Origin of the sequence: Collimonas humicola (assembly GCF_018304945.1) — a bacterium.
GTDB classification, from domain to species: Bacteria; Pseudomonadota; Gammaproteobacteria; order Burkholderiales; family Burkholderiaceae_D; genus Collimonas; species Collimonas humicola.
On record NZ_JAGQEE010000001.1, the window covers coordinates 396,195 to 412,878 of the forward strand.

The following is a 16,684-nucleotide window of genomic DNA, read 5'->3' on the forward strand; positions in this document are numbered from 1 at the left end:
GATCTTGGTACGGAACCCCAAGCGGTCGGTGAAATAAAAACTACCTTTTAGGTAGTTAGTATATCCGTAACTGTGAATGGAGTTGCGCAAAAAGGAGTAGTTGGAGGGTGGGAGGTCGCAACAATATTACGTGTTGGCTCCGCGCTAGCGGTGGCCGGCTAGATGCGCGCCAACGATAATAGGCGCCCCTGTGTGCTTGGATGCCAAGATTGGGAGAGCCCTTGCCGTCGCTGGCCCGGTTCGGCGTACATGATGAGAACGGTCACATTATTTACGCGATAGGTCCACTGCGCATAAACATGGCGGTCGTCAGCCAGCTTCAATGTATCGATCTCGGAAAATTCCAAGATCGTTTTGCCTGGTAGCAGCAACGACGACGGTCCTATTGCAATGAATACTTGGGGATGGGCCGCGCGCTGGAGCAAAGCATCAGCGAACGGCTTAATGTCGATCGGAATGCTGTTTTCCGCAATCCTACAGCCGAAAAGCTTCACGAAATACAGATGGACATCGAGCATGCTTTCCCGAGGACGCTCGAAGACCTTGTTCAGCTTAATCAGCTGGCGAGGCTTCAAAGACGGATGCCCCCTCAATGCCGCCGACAATCTCTCCCACGCCCGGTCATAGGGCTGGGTGAGCGCGTTATTGCAGCGGGAGCAGAGCAATGCCTTTGATTTGAATGCGCTATCTCGAATGGTGCGAACTTGAACATTTTTCCCTAGTTTGGAGTGGACATACAGGGGGCGATCCTGTGAGACGCGCCCAAAGGATGAGCGAATATCTGAGCCTTTCATCAAGTGCTCAGCTGAGTCGCCAGGTTGACCGCAGATCCAACAGTCCATCGTATATTCCCAAAAGTACCCAGATTTACAACATGTAAGGTTACTCGGGTTCTGGAAAAATTGCCTCAGCAGAAATTCTCTGTAAAATTAGCTGAATGGCAATTTACAGGGATTAGTATGGTGATGCGGAAAATCGTTGTCGTAGGCGATAAAACGACGACCAGCGGCGTGATTCAGCCGAATGCGAACTCGACATTTTCAGTCGGTGACGCTGGTCACAAGGTGGCGTTGATCGGCGGCCAGGCGACATGCCTGGCCTGCAAAAGCATTGGGATTATCGCCAAGGCAGGCGGGCCGCGCAGGATGAATTTCATGGGCGAAGTCGCGCTGGAGGACGATATCGTCCTGTGCGGCTGCCCGGTGCACCCGAAATTGGTGGCAAACCTGCACCAGACCATGACCTACGATGATCAGGCCGAATCCCTCGGAATCGTCACGTCTCCGATGGTCGACTCCGCGACGGCAGCTACAGCCGCCTCGCCCAGTAGCTCCTCTCCATCTGGTCAAGCACCCCAAGGTAAGCGGTTTCTGTTTCAGGACAGCGAAACCGGGAAGCCGCTAGCTAATCGCGCATACCTGGCGAAAGTCGGCGGAGCGAGTCAAAACGGTGTCACCGACGGAGAGGGATATGCAAATGTCGATGCGGCCGCGGGTCAGGTCGTTCAATTGCACCTCATTTTTAAAGCGCCCGCCCGGCAGCTGAAGAACGGAGAGATCTAGGATGGAAAAAAATATTCACTACGTTCCGAAGCATTGGACCACGGCTTATACCGACGAGGATTACATGTGCAAGCCGCCGCACGTCGTTACAGTCAATGATCGGGCTGCAACGCGTCAGGCGATTATTGACATGGTGCAAAAGCAAGGTGTTAAATTTGTGGAGCGCTCCGCCTGGGACGCTCATAAAAATAAGCTGGACAGGGCGGTGAACGACTGGGACTATCAAGCGATCGCATTGCACCACGCCGGCAATAGCTTCAGCTGTTCTGCCAACAGCGTCGAGCAAATGCAGAAGGTCGAGAAGATCGATATGGGCTCATTTAACCAGCTCAGCTATCACTATGCTGTTGATTGTGAGGGAGTTGTGTTCGAGGCGCTGGACATCCGGTTTAAAGGTGCCCATGTTGAAGGCGGCAACACAGGCATAGTGGGAATTGTCTTCCTCGCGGACCTGAGCGTCAGAGGTGAGGCGGAGCGTTATGGTCCCGGCGCCTGGAATGTTACCGTGAAGCGCGGTGTCATAGCCGGTATTAAAGAGTGGATCGGTGAAGAAAAAGACAAAGGCGCGGTGACGCACGACGAGCCTACCGAGCCGCAGCTGGCAGCAGCTGAGGCCTTGATCAAGTCCCTATTGGAGTTTTTTGATATCCAGAAACTTGGCGGTCATCGAGAATTTGCTCGGACGCATGGTTCGAGTCGTGCTTGCCCAGGTGTTTACGGAATGATCGTTGCTAACCAGATGCGAAAGGCATTTAGCCTGAATCCACCATGAAAAAACTATATCTTGTTGCAGCTGTTCTTGTCCTTGTCTTGTCCTGGCTCTTTGTTGGGCTGGATCGTTACGTCGGTGACCATGAGGCCGGCGGAGGTTGGGACTTGTTCATTAAGCATAAGCCGAGCATGACAGTGTTTTTCAGCAATCCCGCTCAGTTTGGACTCGACATGGCGCCGTTGGATAAGATGGACGATGGCGCAAAGAAGGATTTGGTCGAGTATTGCAAGGTGCGCTACGGGACCGACAACATGAGCCGTTGCTACGAGCTGTTTCAGAGCAGCCGAGTTTAGGCTAACCTGCGCGAGTGGCGTACAGGATGTTTGAGTAAATGTCGTGCGCCCGCACCCGCTCGGCGCCAATGGGGCAGGCGCAGAAATAGGCATACGCTGCCCTCTCGGTGAGCAGGCGCAGGCGCTGGAATTCGGCCTTCAACGCCTGCAGTTCCTCATCGGATTTTTCGGCTTCGCTCATGATTCCGCCATGGCGAGTGGGGCGCTCGGGATTGACGGGAATTTGCGCCAGTAAAGAGGCTTGACGATTGGCCCGCCGCTGGCGCCTGCATACCAACCTGTTTCCCGTTCACCGTATGGATGGCCAAAATAAGCGTGATAGGACGTGAAGCCGCCCGGCTGCACGATGATGTAGCCGCCATGGTCCTCCGGCTCTTTTGATGCCGGTATCCAATCATCACTCAGCACCGGAGCGGCTGGCGGTGCGCCCGCGTAGAGATTGATTTTTGCGCCAGGATTAGCAGCATTAATTTTTTCAGCCACCGCGAGATTCAAGTCAATATCATAGTCATATTGCTTTGGACCGTGCGACGTGATTTCAACTTCGCCGCAAATAAAAGTCGCAATTGCCTCCTGCTGCGGCGCGGCCAGTGCGGCATCGATGAAGTCGAACAGCGTTTCGGTCGGCGAGTACCAGAGCGTGTCGGTGATTGTGCCGCTGCCGTCCTCGTTGATTTCCTGCAGGCGCGCGCGCACCGACGTGAGCGCATGTAATGCGCCAGCATCTGTATAAATCACTGGCGGCAGAGCAGAATAGAGTGCCAGAGAAACAGTTGGATCGCCATCACCGTCCACATCATCGGAGCAAACAGGAAAATCTGGATCGGGGGACAGGCAGTCTTCGGCCCAGCAAATTTCCCCGTCCTTGGTTGCTCTCACATAGCAGAGCGGCGCCGACTGTTGGCCGCGGCCGGCCAGCTCCTTGAGTACAGCGGAAACGCTAAATTCGTCGCCCTCGGGCACGCCGCCGGCGACGCGAATCATTTCGATTACCTTGTCGAACTCGCTCTCGACTGTTGTTTTGCCGATTTCTGCAAACTTGCCGCGAATGGCTTCTACGCATTTCATTGCCTGGTCGCCGTCAATGCCATCCTCGCTGAGGCATGCCTCCGTGAGCAGCGATGCCGCCTTGTCCAGCAGGATATACAACTGATCTTGGCCGGTGGCGGCAGGCGGCGTATTGAATTGCTCTTTCTTGCATTGCTCCATGATGTGCTTTCTATGGTTGGTGGCTGTGGAAAATTCAGTGGTGCTGGCTTAGGTGAGCGCGGCCAGCTTACGGTCGACTTTGCCGACCTTGTACGGCGCCGGGCGCGGCGGCAGCGTGATGCCCAGAATCCGCGCCGCTTCCTGGCCGTCGATGTACTTGTCCTGCTTCAAACCCAGCGCGGCAACGAACGCTTCTTTTTGCTCGCGGGTTTGGAAGTACATGGCAAACCAGAATTCAGAATCGTTCGCCAACTCGATAGCGTCAGCCTGCTGCTTGCGCGCGGCGCGAAGGGTGGCGAACTCGTCCGCAATCACGCCGGCGTCCAGCTCGCTGTCGTGTTCAGCGTCGTTCAGGTAGCGCTCGTTGTTGCGATCCAGCGGGTTCTCATTCGCCCGCTCCATCTCGGCGATGGTTTTCAGTTTCGGCAGTGTGGGCAGCGCCGGCAGGCCGCCCAATTTCGGCAGCGCCGGGAGGGCCGGCAATTTGGGTTTTTCGCTCATTGTGTGCTTTCTCGTTATATGGGGCGCTGGTAGGGCGGCTGCTGGCCGTGCTTGACGGCGGATTCGTACCGCAACACTTCCATCTCAGCCATTGGGAAAAATTCGAGGATGCGCCGGTAGTCCCTCGGGAAATACAGCTTGATCGGGTACAGGTAGCTCAGATACAGGCCGTCAAAGCTCGACCCGAAATATTTGTACTCGACTGGCAGCTTCCAACCGGACTTCTTGATGCAGTCGATCACATCCTGCTTGCTCCAGTCGTGGACCGGGTAGTAGGTCTGCCGCTTGTGGTTGATGGCGCCGTTACGCTGGATGGAGAATGCGCGCTGCACGCTGTCCTTGGAACGCATGCCGATGGCGTTGTAGGCGTTCTCGTCAATGTCGTTGTCCACGACCAGAGCGCGCTGCAGATCGTCCTGGCTCAAGGTTGGCAGATTCATGCGCTCGATAACGTCTATGTGCTCTTTCGGCTGGTAGACCATATTGTTGAGCATTTTGTAGAACGCGGCGGCCGGGTAGCGGACGATGTGACAGCCGATTTTCTGCTCGAAGTACGCCAGCGACTCTTCGACAAATTCCAGGCCCGGCACCAGGTAGTAGGTGTAGGGCACGATGCGCTCGAACTTGTCGCGGATTGCCAGGTAGGCGGCAATGCTGTCCTTGCCCCGGCTGAACGAGACAATGGTTTCCGGCGACAAGGCGCGCACTGCGGCAATGGTTTCCTCGCCGGTTTGCGCTATTCGTACTGCACCTTCCATTCCATTCCCCTGATAAATGGCGGCACAATTTGCCGCTAGTAATACCTTATTGGTATTTTTTACGACTGGCAAGGTATTTTAAAGTAATTGCTCTTGTGGCCATAAATACGATTTCTCCTATGGAATAGCGCAGATTTTTGGCGATAACACCCTACCTTTTTGCCTCCATTGCACGGTAGTGGATGCCAGCCAAAAGATGAAAAATTAACGAAATTACACCGGATAGTACCTCCCATAACGTTGCAATGTTGCAACGTAAAGACGTGTTGGCCGCCCTTAAAGCTCTGCCGCCACGCCTAAAAAATGCCTGATAGGCCGCGCCAGTGCTAGGTTTGTGCGACTTGTTGTGATGGCTTGCAGGCCGCTCGCCCAACTACTGTATATGCAGCCAGTTAAAAATAATTGCCGAAAATACTTTTCTAATGACTACCAAATAGGTATTATAGATACCAATAGATAACAAGTGGCCGCAAAACGACGGCTTCTTAGGGATAGCTCCCCGGCTCTTTAAAAACTTGACGCTACATATAGAGCGGCTTCGCAAGGAACTGTCGTTGTGCATGTAGCGGGTTACGCACTGTTGAAACTGACAGCCTCAAGCGGAAAGCAGGATGTAGCGCACCAGGGAAAGCGCAAGGCGGCAACGCCGCGTGACAAACCAAAGTGCCAGGCAAGCGCAAAAACGCCCCCATTCTTCCGGTCTAGCCCGGCGCCCCAAACCTAACCGGATTTGCAGCAAACACTTGCCGCTGCCTGTACGCATGGCTTGGGGTGAAAAACGCAAAGCCAAAACTGAATATTGAATACCTCACTTATAGCGCCTCGGAAGGGGTGCTTTACGGGTGGACTTCACTCATAACTGGAGAAGCAACAATGAAACTCACAAAAGAAATTCGCGCAACGATCTGGGCACGCATTTACAAGGCAACGCTCGGCCTCGAACTCGAAGCCTTGAACAAGCGCGAAAACGACATAGCAACGAAAGTGCGCGAGCAGGCGGCTGGCAAGCACCTAGCTGCGCTCGATGCTCTGCCGGAAAACTTTGTTCGGAAGCAGAATTATCTGACGGTTCGATGCGAGAAGCACGGCCACGAACATTTGCACTACGGGAAAAGCCTCGCGTCACCGAATACTGTTGTTCTGCCAGCAGGGAAGATTGCGGAAACAGTCAGCCAACTCTTTGATGATCGCGACGCGCTGAAAACGAAGATCAGAACAGCCGAGGCAAACTACAACGCAATTGCAGCTCGCGCCACAACGACAAAACGTTTGATTGAATTGTGGCCCGAAATTGAGCCATACGCTCCAGCTGATGCCGAGTCGCCGGCGGCAAGCACGTCGCTGGCGATCCCTATCAACGACCTGAATAAAACGCTGGGGTTACCCACGCCAGCCAACGACAGCAAAACGAAAAAAGCCGCTTAACCGAATCCCACACTTACAGCGCATACATCGTGCGCTGCTGGGATGGACTTCACATTACGCATTTTGATAACCGGAGAAATTATCATGACCGCACAACTCGCAACGTTGATTGACCAGCATCACCCCAACGCTTTCTACAGTATGGCATGCCAAGGTATCGCCCAAAAGAACCTGGACGGCACCTATAAAGCGCCGGAGGCGTTCCAGTGCCTCACCCACAACAATCCAGCGATTGAACTGGATATCAAGGGCGGAAAGCGCGACTACAAGGTAGTGGCCGTTTCGCTCGACACATACGGTCGTATCGGCCCGTTTGTGACCGGGGTGCTGAGCCAGGAAGGCCGCATCTTGGCCGCTCAGATCCTCGAAGTCGCGCCGACTGTTGATGACGCGATCGTTCAAATGAATGAATGGCAGTTTGCCCTGCACACGACAGCGGAGGCTTGACATGGAACTTGAATTCTTTGAATCCGTCGGCGAAGCCGTTTCCTACGTCACCAACGAGCTGCGCGCCACGCTGGCCGATGACCTGGGAAATATGGAGGGGCGTGAGTCAAGTCACTACGATGACGACGACCGGGAGGACATGCAAGGTCGAATCAATGACATCGATACGGTGACGCCGCTGATCGAGGCCGCACCGGACTTGCTCGCAGCGCTGAAAACCATGCGCGAAAAATACGGTCGTCTTCATGACGCGCTTTCAGACTGCATTGAGTCCGGCCGGCTGAATGCAGAAATTTTGCCGAACGACTATGCGGCCCTGGTCGAAATGACTGAGGCGTGCGTTGGCGCCGATCACCAGGCCGAAGCAGCGATCGTCACTGCGACAGGAGCCTAGACCATGGCAACGAACCTCACCAAAGGCAAGACGACGAAAACAGCCGCGACTGTTGCGACTGTTAAAGCCAGCACTGCCGAAACGGTAGCCACAATCGCCAAGGCGCTGAAACCCTCGACCCTGGACGCCGTTGTGGACGCGCTGACGGCAGCTGTCGGCAAGGCGGCGGCACCGGCGGCCGAGCCAGCGCCAGCCCGGCGCGCAACGCCAGCAACGCCGTTACACAAGTTCCCGGTAATGCCAGACGCCGTTTTCGGCGGCGACTTGCTGCTGACAAACGTGATGCAGGCAAAGGCGCTTGGCCGCTGCCCGGTAGTACGGGAGCAGGTGGTTATGTCCCATGACCAATACGGCGTGATTTGCCTCCGAGCGGTCGAATACAACGACGGTTACTTGATTGGCCTGATCGACGGCGACAAGGCCACGTATTGCGAATGTGAGTTTTTCGCAAGCGAGAAAGACATGGCGTTGTCCTGGCCACAGTGGCTCGATGCCGCCGCAATGTAATTGCAACACCCCAACCAACCTCTCTGATAATGGAATCCAAATGAACACGACAAGCGACACGACATACGACTTTGAACAACTCACGAAAACGCACCTGTCCCGGGTTGTCGCCAAGCTGGGCGAGAAGGGCGATTGGGCGCGAGTATCGAAAGAGGAAATTATCGAGCTGATCGAAACGCATCCGGCCGAGGCGCAACTTGAGGCGCTGCGAGCCATTGGCGCGACCGACGACGATATCGAAAACATGCGCGTCGGCGGCGGCGAATCCCTGGTCAGCGCCAAGGATGCGATCAGCGCGATGATGGCCGGCGAATCCGGCGAGACGACGCCGGCGCCGGCGGCGCTGAACCCTGCAGCTGCATGGCCTGCGAAGAAGACGGCGCCAGCGCCAGCCGCAGGCGACGCGGATCAGGTGGCACAGATCGCGGCATTACTTGCGCAGGTATTGGCTACCAATAAGGTATCAATAAATTCTGACGACGTGGCGAAGATCGCAACCGGCATCGTCACCCAGCAGGTGAACGAGCTTGGCGACAAAATCAAAGGCGGCGTCGCTAGCGTCTTCAAGCAGATGCAAGACATGCTCGACGCCAAACTTTCCGACATGCCTGCACGCAAACTGGACGTAACTAGCAAGACCGGCACCGTCACCCTGGAAGGTCGACAGCACAAACAGTTCGACATGCTCTTGAAAGTGCTTGGCTCGGCTGACACCGCTGGCAATAGCAATCTCAACGTCTGGTTGACCGGCCTGCCAGGCACTGGCAAGACAAGGGCGGCAGCGAATGCGGCCGAAGCGCTCGGGATGAAGTTTTATTGCAATGGCTCCATCGCCAACAAATACGAGCTGATCGGATTCAAGGACGCACACGGCAATTACCAGTCCACGCCATTCCGTGACGCATGGGAAAGCGGCGGCGTCTACTTGTTCGATGAAGTCGATGGTTCGGTGCCATCCGCCGTGCTGGCGTTCAACAGCGCCCTTGCAAACGGCATCATGGCATTCCCTGACGGCATGCTCAAGCGCCACAAGGATTGCATCATCATCGCCGCAGCAAATACCAACGGGCAGGGCGCCACCGCCGAGCTGGTCGGCCGCATGAAACAGGATGCCGCTTTTCTCGACCGCTTTGTATTTATGAATTGGCAGTTGGACACGGCACTGGAAAAGCACATCGCCCAAAACGACGAGTGGGTCACGTATGTGCAGCAGGTTCGCAAAGCCGTCGAAACAAAGGGTGTCAAGGTGATGGTCACGCCACGCGCATCGCTCTTCGGTGCGCAACTGTTGGCAAGCGGCATGGCACATGCCGACGTGGTAACGATGACCCTCAAAAAGGGCATGACCGAAACCCAATGGGACATGGTCAAGCCGTCCGATTACTAACAGTCAATTCAGCATGGCCGGTTATTGGAGCTGGCCGCCATCGAAAAATCAGGAGAATCGAAAATGTACACACACCCTGAATTGAATATTCAAAGTTTTGACAGTGTTGCAGAGCTGGGTAACTACTGCCAGCAAAAAGATATTTCATTTGCGAACAGAGATGGCAGGGGGCAAGGCATAAAAGCAAGTTGGTACGGCGATATCGGCGCTGCCGATGCTTACCGGATGTGCCGTGAAGGGGACACGTCGCAGGTCGCCGCCGCCGAGGCGATGATGGCGAAGTTTGAAGAACAGTTGTATTCAGCGGGCTACGTTGACATGCCAAGCGTCGCCGGCTGCTACCCATGCGTACCGGAGGCGCTGATGGGCGAGCCGGAAAGTATGCGGGAGCCAACGTTGGTTGAATCGGAGAACGCGCCGCTGACAATTCTGGTGGACGTGTCATGTAGCGCCAGTGTCAGCGCAAAGAAAATGCAGCAGCGTGGGATTGCCGTTCTGTCTGTGGTGATGGCGCTGTCGGCGTCCCGGCCCGTAACCTTGAAGCTGCTCAACGTACAAGAGGGCAAGCCACGCGAAGCAACCGATGACCTATTCACAATCATTGCTGTAAATGTGAATACGACGCCGCTTGACCTCGCTAGCGCAGCATATGCCATAACGCATGTCGGCTTTGCCCGGCACTTGATGTATGGAGCGTGTTGGGCAATAGGCGGCCAGCGCAACGGCGGCAACTTCGGCGAATTCAGGGGAATCCGTTCAGGGCGTGGATATACCGAGGGATTCCCGGAAAACAAGGAGCAATACCGCATGCGCATTTGCGGCTACCTCGGCATCGACGGCGAGGCGCTGGTGATCCCGCCAGCAATCTCCACGTCGGACTTGATATTGTCCGATCCTGCTGCGTGGGTGCATGAACAGATTGCCAAGTACGGCAAACAGGACGCGGAATAATTGCGCCCATATTGACTACCAAAAAGCGCTCTGAGCATTCCGACCAGGAACAACGAATTGTTGTTTTTATGCAACGCGCAGCTTTATTTACCCGCCCCTTGCCACCCGATAACTGGCACTGCCGCAGCAAGGTGCGGAATGGGGCGCTAAGGCGCTGAAACAAGCATTGCGCCACCCGATGCTATGCGGGGAAATTGCGCCCAGCCTAGCTACCTTTTAGGGCGTTTAAACAACGTTGCAGATTTACCATTTTTCAACCGTATTTGACTGGAGTTAGTTATATGGCAACATTTAAGGCATTTTTGATTGACCCAAAAGGCAGGACTGTTTCGGCCATTCTGTTGAGTGACGAAAGCCAGCTGGAGCAGTTCTACAAGCACATCGGCTGCCACGACGTGGACGCACTCACGTTCCCGAACGGCGATACCGCCTGGATTGACGATGAGGGGCCTTTTGTCGGCGGCCAGGATTACTTTCTCCTGCCGGACATCCACCACGACCCGATTGCAGGCAAGTGCGTGGTCACTGGCACGGTTTGGGACAACAAGGGCGACAACCTGGCCGACTGCAAAACAACAGTCGCCGAACTGGTCGCGTCGATCACATGGATGGATCACATCGCAATCGCTGCCTAACCGGCTGGCCGCCGGGGTTCGCCCCGGCTAACTGAATACTGGAGAAAGACATGACACAAGAACGAGTAACGATTCGTGAAGCCTGCCGGCGCCGCATGCCCTTGGGCGGAGTGGATGCGGAAATGTTGGAGCACGGTCTGACGCAAGTGGAGGCCGAACTTGCGGCGGCCGCGGAGCGCAATGCCGCGTTGGTCGCTGCGATAACTGGCTTGCTGGAATGCGCCGAGCTGAGCCAGGATGATCTTGAAGGCGATACGCGCTACATGATTGAAAACGCACGGACTGCGATTGGAAAGGCGGGTGGAGCATGAATGTCCCATTGCGCCTTCCCCTAAGAAAGATCGACGGACGCGAATGGATCGAGCTAATCGATTCAGAAGGCAAATCGGTAGCCGAAGTGACGACGTTTGATCAGCCGGATCAAAAAGCAGAATTCATCCGCCGCACCGTCAGCGTGCATGAGGAGCTGCTCAAAGCCCTTGAGGCATACACCAATTCGGAATACGCAAAGTCAAGACTCGACGGGACGCTGCTTTCGGCAAATTTTGCACAAGCCATGGCTGCCCTCGCCAAAGCGGGGGAAGCATGAGCGCCACCTTGAGCGAGCCAGGCCGCCTCACTTGCTGTTGCTGCGGTAATTACACAACAGGCCGCCAGTGGCATAACCGGGACATAGGTTACGGCCTTTGCACCAGCTGCATCGACTACTGCTCACGCGGTGAAAGCACTGAGTCCATGCGCTCCTTGTATGGCGATCGCGGCATCCACTACGACATTGAAGGTGCTGCATGAGAGCTTATTTTTCCATCGCCGCCATCGCTGCATTCACGCTCATCGTCTTGACGGTCATTCGCGCCGCCCTTGTGGCCGACGCCGACATTGAGCGCGACATTCAGACCCAGCGCGCGCAATTGTGCGCCGCCGACGGCTGGCCGGCGGACGCCAAGGCAGCATACGAACGCGCTTGCCGGGGCGAGTTGCGCCAACCAACAACACTTTCACGGAGGTGAATATGGCGACCGAAGCCCAAAAAATAATGCAGGCAAACCGCGAGGGGGTTGCGTTCGGCATGGTCGAGGGTGCAGCGCAAATGCGGCGCCGGATGTATGCGCTATTCCACGACTGCGGCATTGCTATGTCGCCAGAGGCCCAGCGATTCCTCGAACTGGCCGAGAGGATCGAAATCCTTCCTATCCAGAAGCTGCGGGTGGCGGCATGAACACCAGGCCGAACCATGATCCCGAAAAGGTGCTGGCCCACTACCAGGGCTTGCTTGAAATTGTGTGCGCGCTGGCCGGTATGGAGAAGTTGAAGGAACTCCTTGCCACCCAGCGCGACGGCGGCCCCGCGCCGACCTACGCCCAACTTGCTGAAATTGCTTACGGAAAATCCAAAAATGAAAATTGATGATGAAGTGCTCAACGTGTTGAGCAACAGCACCTCTGACGGCTACCAGTTGCGACTGCCGGATTACCTCAATCGCCAGCTGTACCTGCGCACCAATGTCGTGTTGGAGGCCGCGGGTGGCATGTGGAACCGGAAAGCCAAGGCGCATTGCTTCAGCGTTCCTGCGGCCGACGCAATGGATCAGATCATTTTGACTGGCGAGGTAACTGTGCCGCAGGATTTCGGATATTTCCCTACACCGTACCCGGTTGTGATGAAGCTATTGCAGCGCGCCGAAATCCACTGCAGGCACCGGGCACTTGAGCCGAGCGCAGGTCGTGGCGCAATTGCCTACGAAGTTGTAAAGCAAGGCGCGTATGTTGATTGCATTGAACTGTTGGACAACAACTACGCCGAGCTGTTGAAGATGCACGACGACGGAAATTTGAACGGCGGGATAGTGCAGGGCGATTTCCTGGCCATTACTCCCTGGCGTAACTATGACCGCGTTGTGATGAATCCGCCGTTTGCAAAGCAAGCCGATATTCACCACGTTTTGCACGCGCTGAAATTTCTCAAGCCGATCGGGTTGCTGGTTGCCGTCATGTCCGCCGGCGTGTCATTCCGTGACAACAAGCTGACGACCGGGTTCCGCGAACTGGTGCGCGAGCGCGGCGGCGAGATTGAAGCGCTGCCGGAGGGGTCGTTCAAGGCGTCCGGCACGGGCGTCAACACAGTAATTGTCACTATACCGGGGGCATAAAATGCAAATTGAAAAATCAATAGTCGCGCAGATAACGATCACCGGCGCCGAGAGGCTTGACCCGATCCGCGTCTGTCTAGAGGACATCGCGCCGAACAAGGGTCGCATCACAATTAGCTGCTACACGAAGTCATGGACAGCGTACTGGGGCAGCATGGGTGAGCGCACCATTGAGCGGTTCTTCTGCTCATGCAATGAGCATTACATAGCCAAAAATCTCGATGTCGGAATCGATGAAACAATCATCGATTCCGAAAGCATTAAGGATGGCTGCAAAAAGCGGGTAATCACCGAGCGCCGGAAGCGCGATATCAGCAAGGATGACGCGCGCGAGCTGTGCGACGAAATAGAGGATGCGGTCGTGGGCGACGATGGCTGGTCTGATCCTGATTTGATGCAAAAGGTTTTTGGCGACGAGTGGTGGTACGCACTGCCGACCAAGCCAAATCCAGACTACGCTTACCTTTGCCGGATCATCAATGCGGTGCAGCAGGCCCTAACAAACTCTGCCCAGGCAAGCGCGATCCACTAAATTTGTGGCAAATCGGCCAAAGTGCGCCCGGCATTGTAGGCAGCATCAACGGTTTCAATTCCTTCTCTGCCGTGCGCGTACACAACCAACTGGACCTTCGGGCCTAACACCGTATTACCGCCAACAGGGAAAATGGTGTAAACATCGTCGCCACCCATGACGGCATCCACTACGTCGATCACAGGAGATTCGGTAGGCTCCTTGGCCCAGGTGTTGGTGGCTGGATTGACTTGCCCCCAACGAACTAGCTCGATACGCCCGTTTTGGGCATTTATCCTCACTCCGGTAATTGCAAATACTGACATGATGATCCCCTAGGTAGGCCGACGATGAAATGACCGGTACAAGCCGCGGCGGGCCGCGACCGCACATGCACAATGTAAGCCAAATAGTTGCGCTTGCGCAAAGCAAAACAATCGGATACCTTAGTTAATCCACAATAAAAATTGGCTTAACGATGAAAACCGTTCTTGCGCTCGCTCTTTTTGCTCTGGTGTCCGGCTGCGCCACTACACCAACTCCTGTGGCTGAGGTAAAGCCAATCGCTGCGGATCGTCTGTTGGCACTCCAAGAAAATACAGGTGCGGCAACAGGCGCCATTGTAGTGACGCGCGACGTTGGTTTCATCAATAGCGCCTGCTACTCTGCGGTCCACATAAACGGGACGCTGGCAGCTCGTTTTGCGAGCGGCGAAACGGCGCGCTTCCTTCTGCCTCCCGGCGACGTACTGCTGCGGGTTGGGCGCGACCCACAAGGAAAAGGCCTTTGCGGCCTAGATAAAGAAAGGTGGACACAGCGAGAAACTGTTTTGCGACAGAATGAAGTCAAACATTTTCGCCTAACCACCGACTCGAACGGAAATTTTGACATTGTGCGGGGTGATTAATAGTCGAAACCACCCATGCCACAACGCGCTCGATTGATCTGGAGCTTCCTCTCCGGTTATCACCAGGTCAACCGAGCGCGGTTTTTTCCTCATATGCTCTACCTGAGCAATCCCAAAGACAGCGCCGTAATGGCCGCCTGCACCATATTAGAAGCCCCCAATTTCCTAATCACGCTCGACCATCGATGCGCAGTCGTGCGTTCCGATACGTTGGTGATCATCGATATTTCCCACGCAGTTTTACCCTTGGCAGCCCAGTGAAGAATCTCGCGCTCGCCGTCAGTCAATATCGCTCGCTTGGCGATCGACAGTTCTGAATGTGCGTTGAGCCTGTCGTGCGGCGGCCGGAAAAATGTTTTGATCCAGGCGGAGACAAGCCGGCGCGTGCGCGCCAGGCCGTAGTCGCCCCCGGCACCGGTGACTAGCATCAAATTTGTTCTGATGCTGGGCGCCACGATCATGATCAGCTTGGTCCCGCCGTGGACGTACCAGTCGAACTCGATGTCGAGGCCCGGCACCCCTTCGCTGGCGAGTTTGCAAAAGCCGGCCAGTTGAGCTGGGAGGGTCTGTTTCAGAAGGTCGCGGAGAAGGTCCGCATCGGCGTTCGCAATGAGCTGTTTGAAGGGCAGTTCCCTGAAAGCGGAAAGCTGCAAGCGGAAATATCCGTCGGGGCTGATCCTGATGGCCGAGATATTCACGATTTACTCTACTCACAAGCGACAGCTACAGCATGAAGCTATTTCCTTGTGAGCGCAAGCGCGGCGCGGCCCTGGCCTACTTTGACGAGCTGACTATCTCCAGTATTTTTTGCGTTGCGGCAAGTATTTCATCCGTCTTATCCGGGCCGAACGATTGCTGTAGGCGAACGCAAATCTCTGCGTTCATTGAGCGGCCGGACTCTTCCATCGCGGCCTCGATCATGCCCCGCAAATCAGGCTGCATCCGCAAGCCGAAGGGCACTATGTTTGTTGTTTTTGGGCGAACAGGCTCGTATTTCTTCATGCGACATAGTGTACGAAAGAACCATTTCACCATGTAGCTACAGCATGAAGCTATGGACGAATTGCCAACATCACATCAGGGAAAAGTTGTCAAGTGTACTTTTCTACACTTGCCGGTTTGTTACTGTGCGGCCATAGTTGAATTCCGACAACGAAATGCACCGATCCCGATCCAATGAAGTCCAATGCAGCGCGTCACACCTATTCGGTAGCGCAATCACAATTCATATCCGGCACCCGAATAGATGTCCGCGACCCTTACTTTGCTTCCTTTTTGGGAGCGTCCTTGGACGCGGGGACATATCTCTCGGTCATATATCGCATCAATACCGCGCGCACAGCCTCCGGGTCATCCATATACAACTTCATGGCAAGGGCGCCAAACTCACGCGCCGCCGTGTCCATATGAACGGCGCCGGACAAGTGATCAACATCCATCCAGTCGGCCGGTAGCTTAAGTGCGCTTTCCAGCTGGCGCGCAGTCGCGTGCCCCATGGACTTACGCTTGTTTTTGATGTGAGACAGATACGCAGGTGAGAGTCCTACTGACTCAGCAAAGCGAGCCAGCGCACCCCGTTCAGGGAGGCCCTGTGCGGCTTCCTTCTGATCAAAGCGTTTCATCAGCTCACCCAGGTTTCTCAATCTAATTTCGGTGATGTTCATTCAGCGCCTCTCATGGATTATCGCGTATATCGTATTTGACTAGCTAAATAGTAGCAGAAATCACTTTTAAGACAAATAAAACGCGAATGAATTATCGTTTGTCGCGATTCGTTGTTGCCAGTTACAAACTGAAGAACTACCATAAAGGTATTCGATTAAACAAATCGGACTTCAAGTTAGTTAAATCAACGAAGGGAAGAAATGAGAAAAGCAAAAGTAGCAACCACGACCACGACGCACGATATCAACAGCCTCGGCCTGCATGCCTGGTGGGATATCGTTGGAACGGAAAAGGTTCAAGAGGTGTGCAAGCAAGCCGGCATCCTGTTTTCCTACTTCAAAATGATGGCGTACTACACGAAAAGTTGCACACCAACCACGTTCGAAAAAATCGAAGCTGCAGCAAAAATAATTACCCCCGAAGTCCTCCCTGATTACGAGACCTGCACCCGCCAATCGGTTCGCATCGCCGCCAAAGCGGCGCGCCTGATCGCAAAAAACGCGCCGAGGATTGCTGAGCAACAGGCCGCCGCCGAGCGCGCAGCCCAAAAGCAAAAGCAGTCGCTGCCAACTCCCCACCAATCAGCATAACCCCGGTAGCCGAAGGCAAAT

At 55.1% G+C, this 16,684-nt stretch carries 28 protein-coding genes; 19 read left to right on the forward strand and 9 right to left on the reverse strand.

The annotated features are described in order from the left end of the window. Positions 1 to 158: 158 nt before the first annotated feature. Positions 159 to 794, reverse strand: coding sequence for a hypothetical protein (locus KHU30_RS01805; RefSeq protein ID WP_211440936.1), 636 nt, complete (start codon positions 792 to 794; stop codon positions 159 to 161). A 108-nt stretch (positions 795 to 902) separates the two neighbouring features. On the opposite strand from KHU30_RS01805, the gene KHU30_RS25020 reads away from it, so the two are divergent. Genes KHU30_RS25020 through KHU30_RS01820 form a run of 3 tightly spaced genes read left to right on the forward strand, consistent with a single transcriptional unit; the run spans position 903 to position 2,627 of the window. Beyond that, on the forward strand, positions 903 to 1,562 hold the full coding sequence (locus KHU30_RS25020) for a PAAR domain-containing protein (RefSeq protein ID WP_230427150.1): 660 nt from the start codon (positions 903 to 905) through the stop codon (positions 1,560 to 1,562). Position 1,563: 1 nt separating this feature from the next. Continuing rightward, complete coding sequence (locus KHU30_RS01815) at positions 1,564 to 2,334, forward strand: peptidoglycan recognition protein family protein (RefSeq protein WP_211440937.1); 771 nt, start codon at positions 1,564 to 1,566, stop codon at positions 2,332 to 2,334. Then, a complete protein-coding gene (locus tag KHU30_RS01820) occupies positions 2,331 to 2,627 on the forward strand; it encodes a hypothetical protein (protein ID WP_211440938.1) in 297 nt (98 codons plus the stop codon). Before KHU30_RS01815 ends, KHU30_RS01820 begins: the two co-directional genes overlap by 4 nt. Position 2,628: 1 nt before the next feature. Here KHU30_RS01820 and KHU30_RS01825 read toward each other — a convergent pair whose 3' ends face one another. The 4 genes from KHU30_RS01825 to KHU30_RS01840 are packed head-to-tail and all read right to left on the reverse strand — an operon-like array spanning position 2,629 to position 5,095. Beyond that, positions 2,629 to 2,808 carry a hypothetical protein gene (locus KHU30_RS01825; RefSeq protein ID WP_211440939.1) on the reverse strand — a complete coding sequence of 60 codons (180 nt, stop codon included), beginning with the start codon at positions 2,806 to 2,808 and terminating at the stop codon, positions 2,629 to 2,631. Next, entirely contained in the window at positions 2,805 to 3,836 is a 1,032-nt protein-coding gene (locus KHU30_RS01830) for a hypothetical protein (protein ID WP_211440940.1), read from the reverse strand. The genes KHU30_RS01825 and KHU30_RS01830 overlap by 4 nt, the downstream gene beginning before the upstream one ends. Before the next feature lie 48 nt (positions 3,837 to 3,884). After that, positions 3,885 to 4,337 carry a hypothetical protein gene (locus tag KHU30_RS01835; protein WP_211440941.1) on the reverse strand — a complete coding sequence of 151 codons (453 nt, stop codon included), beginning with the start codon at positions 4,335 to 4,337 and terminating at the stop codon, positions 3,885 to 3,887. Between the two features lie 14 nt (positions 4,338 to 4,351). Beyond that, the gene (locus KHU30_RS01840; protein WP_211440942.1) at positions 4,352 to 5,095 is read right to left on the reverse strand and encodes an adenine nucleotide alpha hydrolase family protein; all 744 of its coding nucleotides are present in this window, start codon (positions 5,093 to 5,095) and stop codon (positions 4,352 to 4,354) included. Between the two features lie 873 nt (positions 5,096 to 5,968). Here KHU30_RS01840 and KHU30_RS01845 point away from each other — a divergent pair. The 14 genes from KHU30_RS01845 to KHU30_RS01910 all read left to right on the forward strand — a co-directional run bounded on the left by KHU30_RS01845 (position 5,969) and on the right by KHU30_RS01910 (position 13,522). After that, positions 5,969 to 6,520, forward strand: a complete 552-nt coding sequence (locus KHU30_RS01845) for an Nmad5 family putative nucleotide modification protein (protein WP_211440943.1) — start codon at positions 5,969 to 5,971, stop codon at positions 6,518 to 6,520. Positions 6,521 to 6,604: 84 nt separating this feature from the next. Then, positions 6,605 to 6,967 carry a hypothetical protein gene (locus KHU30_RS01850; protein WP_211440944.1) on the forward strand — a complete coding sequence of 121 codons (363 nt, stop codon included), beginning with the start codon at positions 6,605 to 6,607 and terminating at the stop codon, positions 6,965 to 6,967. Position 6,968: 1 nt separating this feature from the next. Further along, complete coding sequence (locus KHU30_RS01855) at positions 6,969 to 7,361, forward strand: hypothetical protein (protein WP_211440945.1); 393 nt, start codon at positions 6,969 to 6,971, stop codon at positions 7,359 to 7,361. A 3-nt stretch (positions 7,362 to 7,364) separates the two neighbouring features. Continuing rightward, the gene (locus tag KHU30_RS01860) at positions 7,365 to 7,868 is read left to right on the forward strand and encodes a hypothetical protein (protein WP_211440946.1); all 504 of its coding nucleotides are present in this window, start codon (positions 7,365 to 7,367) and stop codon (positions 7,866 to 7,868) included. A 40-nt stretch (positions 7,869 to 7,908) separates the two neighbouring features. Then, the gene (locus KHU30_RS01865) at positions 7,909 to 9,255 is read left to right on the forward strand and encodes an AAA family ATPase (protein ID WP_211440947.1); all 1,347 of its coding nucleotides are present in this window, start codon (positions 7,909 to 7,911) and stop codon (positions 9,253 to 9,255) included. A 63-nt stretch (positions 9,256 to 9,318) separates the two neighbouring features. After that, on the forward strand, positions 9,319 to 10,206 hold the full coding sequence (locus tag KHU30_RS01870; protein ID WP_211440948.1) for a DUF7192 family protein: 888 nt from the start codon (positions 9,319 to 9,321) through the stop codon (positions 10,204 to 10,206). Between the two features lie 281 nt (positions 10,207 to 10,487). Then, positions 10,488 to 10,841, forward strand: a complete 354-nt coding sequence (locus KHU30_RS01875; protein WP_211440949.1) for a DUF3846 domain-containing protein — start codon at positions 10,488 to 10,490, stop codon at positions 10,839 to 10,841. Between the two features lie 50 nt (positions 10,842 to 10,891). Beyond that, positions 10,892 to 11,152 carry a hypothetical protein gene (locus KHU30_RS01880; RefSeq protein ID WP_211440950.1) on the forward strand — a complete coding sequence of 87 codons (261 nt, stop codon included), beginning with the start codon at positions 10,892 to 10,894 and terminating at the stop codon, positions 11,150 to 11,152. After that, positions 11,149 to 11,430: a hypothetical protein gene (locus KHU30_RS01885; RefSeq protein WP_211440951.1), complete on the forward strand. Its 282-nt coding sequence runs from the start codon at positions 11,149 to 11,151 to the stop codon at positions 11,428 to 11,430. The genes KHU30_RS01880 and KHU30_RS01885 overlap by 4 nt, the downstream gene beginning before the upstream one ends. A gap of 199 nt (positions 11,431 to 11,629) precedes the next feature. Further along, entirely contained in the window at positions 11,630 to 11,851 is a 222-nt protein-coding gene (locus KHU30_RS01890) for a hypothetical protein (protein WP_211440952.1), read from the forward strand. A gap of 2 nt (positions 11,852 to 11,853) precedes the next feature. After that, positions 11,854 to 12,060 (forward strand): hypothetical protein, encoded by a 207-nt coding sequence (locus KHU30_RS01895; RefSeq protein ID WP_211440953.1) that lies wholly within the window; start codon positions 11,854 to 11,856, stop codon positions 12,058 to 12,060. Then, entirely contained in the window at positions 12,057 to 12,248 is a 192-nt protein-coding gene (locus KHU30_RS01900; RefSeq protein WP_211440954.1) for a hypothetical protein, read from the forward strand. Before KHU30_RS01895 ends, KHU30_RS01900 begins: the two co-directional genes overlap by 4 nt. Then, positions 12,238 to 12,990: a methyltransferase gene (locus tag KHU30_RS01905; protein ID WP_211440955.1), complete on the forward strand. Its 753-nt coding sequence runs from the start codon at positions 12,238 to 12,240 to the stop codon at positions 12,988 to 12,990. The genes KHU30_RS01900 and KHU30_RS01905 overlap by 11 nt, the downstream gene beginning before the upstream one ends. A gap of 1 nt (position 12,991) precedes the next feature. After that, the gene (locus KHU30_RS01910) at positions 12,992 to 13,522 is read left to right on the forward strand and encodes a hypothetical protein (protein ID WP_211440956.1); all 531 of its coding nucleotides are present in this window, start codon (positions 12,992 to 12,994) and stop codon (positions 13,520 to 13,522) included. Here KHU30_RS01910 and KHU30_RS01915 read toward each other — a convergent pair. Beyond that, a complete protein-coding gene (locus KHU30_RS01915) occupies positions 13,519 to 13,827 on the reverse strand; it encodes a phosphatidylserine/phosphatidylglycerophosphate/cardiolipin synthase (RefSeq protein WP_230427151.1) in 309 nt (102 codons plus the stop codon). The genes KHU30_RS01910 and KHU30_RS01915 overlap by 4 nt on opposite strands. A 152-nt stretch (positions 13,828 to 13,979) precedes the next feature. On the opposite strand from KHU30_RS01915, the gene KHU30_RS01920 reads away from it, so the two are divergent. Further along, the gene (locus tag KHU30_RS01920; RefSeq protein ID WP_211440957.1) at positions 13,980 to 14,408 is read left to right on the forward strand and encodes a hypothetical protein; all 429 of its coding nucleotides are present in this window, start codon (positions 13,980 to 13,982) and stop codon (positions 14,406 to 14,408) included. A gap of 98 nt (positions 14,409 to 14,506) precedes the next feature. Here KHU30_RS01920 and KHU30_RS25450 read toward each other — a convergent pair whose 3' ends face one another. The 3 genes from KHU30_RS25450 to KHU30_RS01935 all read right to left on the reverse strand — a co-directional run bounded on the left by KHU30_RS25450 (position 14,507) and on the right by KHU30_RS01935 (position 16,072). Next, entirely contained in the window at positions 14,507 to 15,106 is a 600-nt protein-coding gene (locus tag KHU30_RS25450) for a DUF4902 domain-containing protein (protein ID WP_211440958.1), read from the reverse strand. A 76-nt stretch (positions 15,107 to 15,182) separates the two neighbouring features. Continuing rightward, the gene (locus tag KHU30_RS01930; protein WP_211440959.1) at positions 15,183 to 15,410 is read right to left on the reverse strand and encodes an Arc family DNA-binding protein; all 228 of its coding nucleotides are present in this window, start codon (positions 15,408 to 15,410) and stop codon (positions 15,183 to 15,185) included. A 257-nt stretch (positions 15,411 to 15,667) separates the two neighbouring features. Next, positions 15,668 to 16,072, reverse strand: a complete 405-nt coding sequence (locus KHU30_RS01935; RefSeq protein WP_211440960.1) for a hypothetical protein — start codon at positions 16,070 to 16,072, stop codon at positions 15,668 to 15,670. A gap of 201 nt (positions 16,073 to 16,273) precedes the next feature. Between KHU30_RS01935 and KHU30_RS01940 the strand changes: the two genes are divergently transcribed. Further along, positions 16,274 to 16,663 (forward strand): hypothetical protein, encoded by a 390-nt coding sequence (locus tag KHU30_RS01940; protein ID WP_211440961.1) that lies wholly within the window; start codon positions 16,274 to 16,276, stop codon positions 16,661 to 16,663. Positions 16,664 to 16,684 lie beyond the last annotated feature (21 nt).

Bases quoted from the DNA above. Each gene is read 5' to 3' on its own strand.
- KHU30_RS01865 (WP_211440947.1), top strand. From the start codon at position 7,909: ATGAACACGACAAGCGACACGACATACGACTTTGAACAACTCACGAAA.
- KHU30_RS01835 (WP_211440941.1), bottom strand. From the start codon at position 4,337: ATGAGCGAAAAACCCAAATTGCCGGCCCTCCCGGCGCTGCCGAAATTG.
- KHU30_RS01850 (WP_211440944.1), top strand. From the start codon at position 6,605: ATGACCGCACAACTCGCAACGTTGATTGACCAGCATCACCCCAACGCT.
- KHU30_RS01890 (WP_211440952.1), top strand. From the start codon at position 11,630: ATGAGAGCTTATTTTTCCATCGCCGCCATCGCTGCATTCACGCTCATC.
- KHU30_RS01855 (WP_211440945.1), top strand. From the start codon at position 6,969: ATGGAACTTGAATTCTTTGAATCCGTCGGCGAAGCCGTTTCCTACGTC.
- KHU30_RS01870 (WP_211440948.1), top strand. From the start codon at position 9,319: ATGTACACACACCCTGAATTGAATATTCAAAGTTTTGACAGTGTTGCA.
- KHU30_RS01930 (WP_211440959.1), bottom strand. From the start codon at position 15,410: ATGAAGAAATACGAGCCTGTTCGCCCAAAAACAACAAACATAGTGCCC.
- KHU30_RS01845 (WP_211440943.1), top strand. From the start codon at position 5,969: ATGAAACTCACAAAAGAAATTCGCGCAACGATCTGGGCACGCATTTAC.
- KHU30_RS01825 (WP_211440939.1), bottom strand. From the start codon at position 2,808: ATGAGCGAAGCCGAAAAATCCGATGAGGAACTGCAGGCGTTGAAGGCC.
- KHU30_RS01815 (WP_211440937.1), top strand. From the start codon at position 1,564: ATGGAAAAAAATATTCACTACGTTCCGAAGCATTGGACCACGGCTTAT.
- KHU30_RS01805 (WP_211440936.1), bottom strand. From the start codon at position 794: ATGAAAGGCTCAGATATTCGCTCATCCTTTGGGCGCGTCTCACAGGAT.
- KHU30_RS01875 (WP_211440949.1), top strand. From the start codon at position 10,488: ATGGCAACATTTAAGGCATTTTTGATTGACCCAAAAGGCAGGACTGTT.
- KHU30_RS01940 (WP_211440961.1), top strand. From the start codon at position 16,274: ATGAGAAAAGCAAAAGTAGCAACCACGACCACGACGCACGATATCAAC.
- KHU30_RS01830 (WP_211440940.1), bottom strand. From the start codon at position 3,836: ATGGAGCAATGCAAGAAAGAGCAATTCAATACGCCGCCTGCCGCCACC.
- KHU30_RS01860 (WP_211440946.1), top strand. From the start codon at position 7,365: ATGGCAACGAACCTCACCAAAGGCAAGACGACGAAAACAGCCGCGACT.
- KHU30_RS01885 (WP_211440951.1), top strand. From the start codon at position 11,149: ATGAATGTCCCATTGCGCCTTCCCCTAAGAAAGATCGACGGACGCGAA.
- KHU30_RS01895 (WP_211440953.1), top strand. From the start codon at position 11,854: ATGGCGACCGAAGCCCAAAAAATAATGCAGGCAAACCGCGAGGGGGTT.
- KHU30_RS01905 (WP_211440955.1), top strand. From the start codon at position 12,238: ATGAAAATTGATGATGAAGTGCTCAACGTGTTGAGCAACAGCACCTCT.
- KHU30_RS01840 (WP_211440942.1), bottom strand. From the start codon at position 5,095: ATGGAAGGTGCAGTACGAATAGCGCAAACCGGCGAGGAAACCATTGCC.
- KHU30_RS01920 (WP_211440957.1), top strand. From the start codon at position 13,980: ATGAAAACCGTTCTTGCGCTCGCTCTTTTTGCTCTGGTGTCCGGCTGC.
- KHU30_RS01910 (WP_211440956.1), top strand. From the start codon at position 12,992: ATGCAAATTGAAAAATCAATAGTCGCGCAGATAACGATCACCGGCGCC.
- KHU30_RS01820 (WP_211440938.1), top strand. From the start codon at position 2,331: ATGAAAAAACTATATCTTGTTGCAGCTGTTCTTGTCCTTGTCTTGTCC.
- KHU30_RS01900 (WP_211440954.1), top strand. From the start codon at position 12,057: ATGAACACCAGGCCGAACCATGATCCCGAAAAGGTGCTGGCCCACTAC.
- KHU30_RS01935 (WP_211440960.1), bottom strand. From the start codon at position 16,072: ATGAACATCACCGAAATTAGATTGAGAAACCTGGGTGAGCTGATGAAA.
- KHU30_RS01915 (WP_230427151.1), bottom strand. From the start codon at position 13,827: ATGTCAGTATTTGCAATTACCGGAGTGAGGATAAATGCCCAAAACGGG.
- KHU30_RS01880 (WP_211440950.1), top strand. From the start codon at position 10,892: ATGACACAAGAACGAGTAACGATTCGTGAAGCCTGCCGGCGCCGCATG.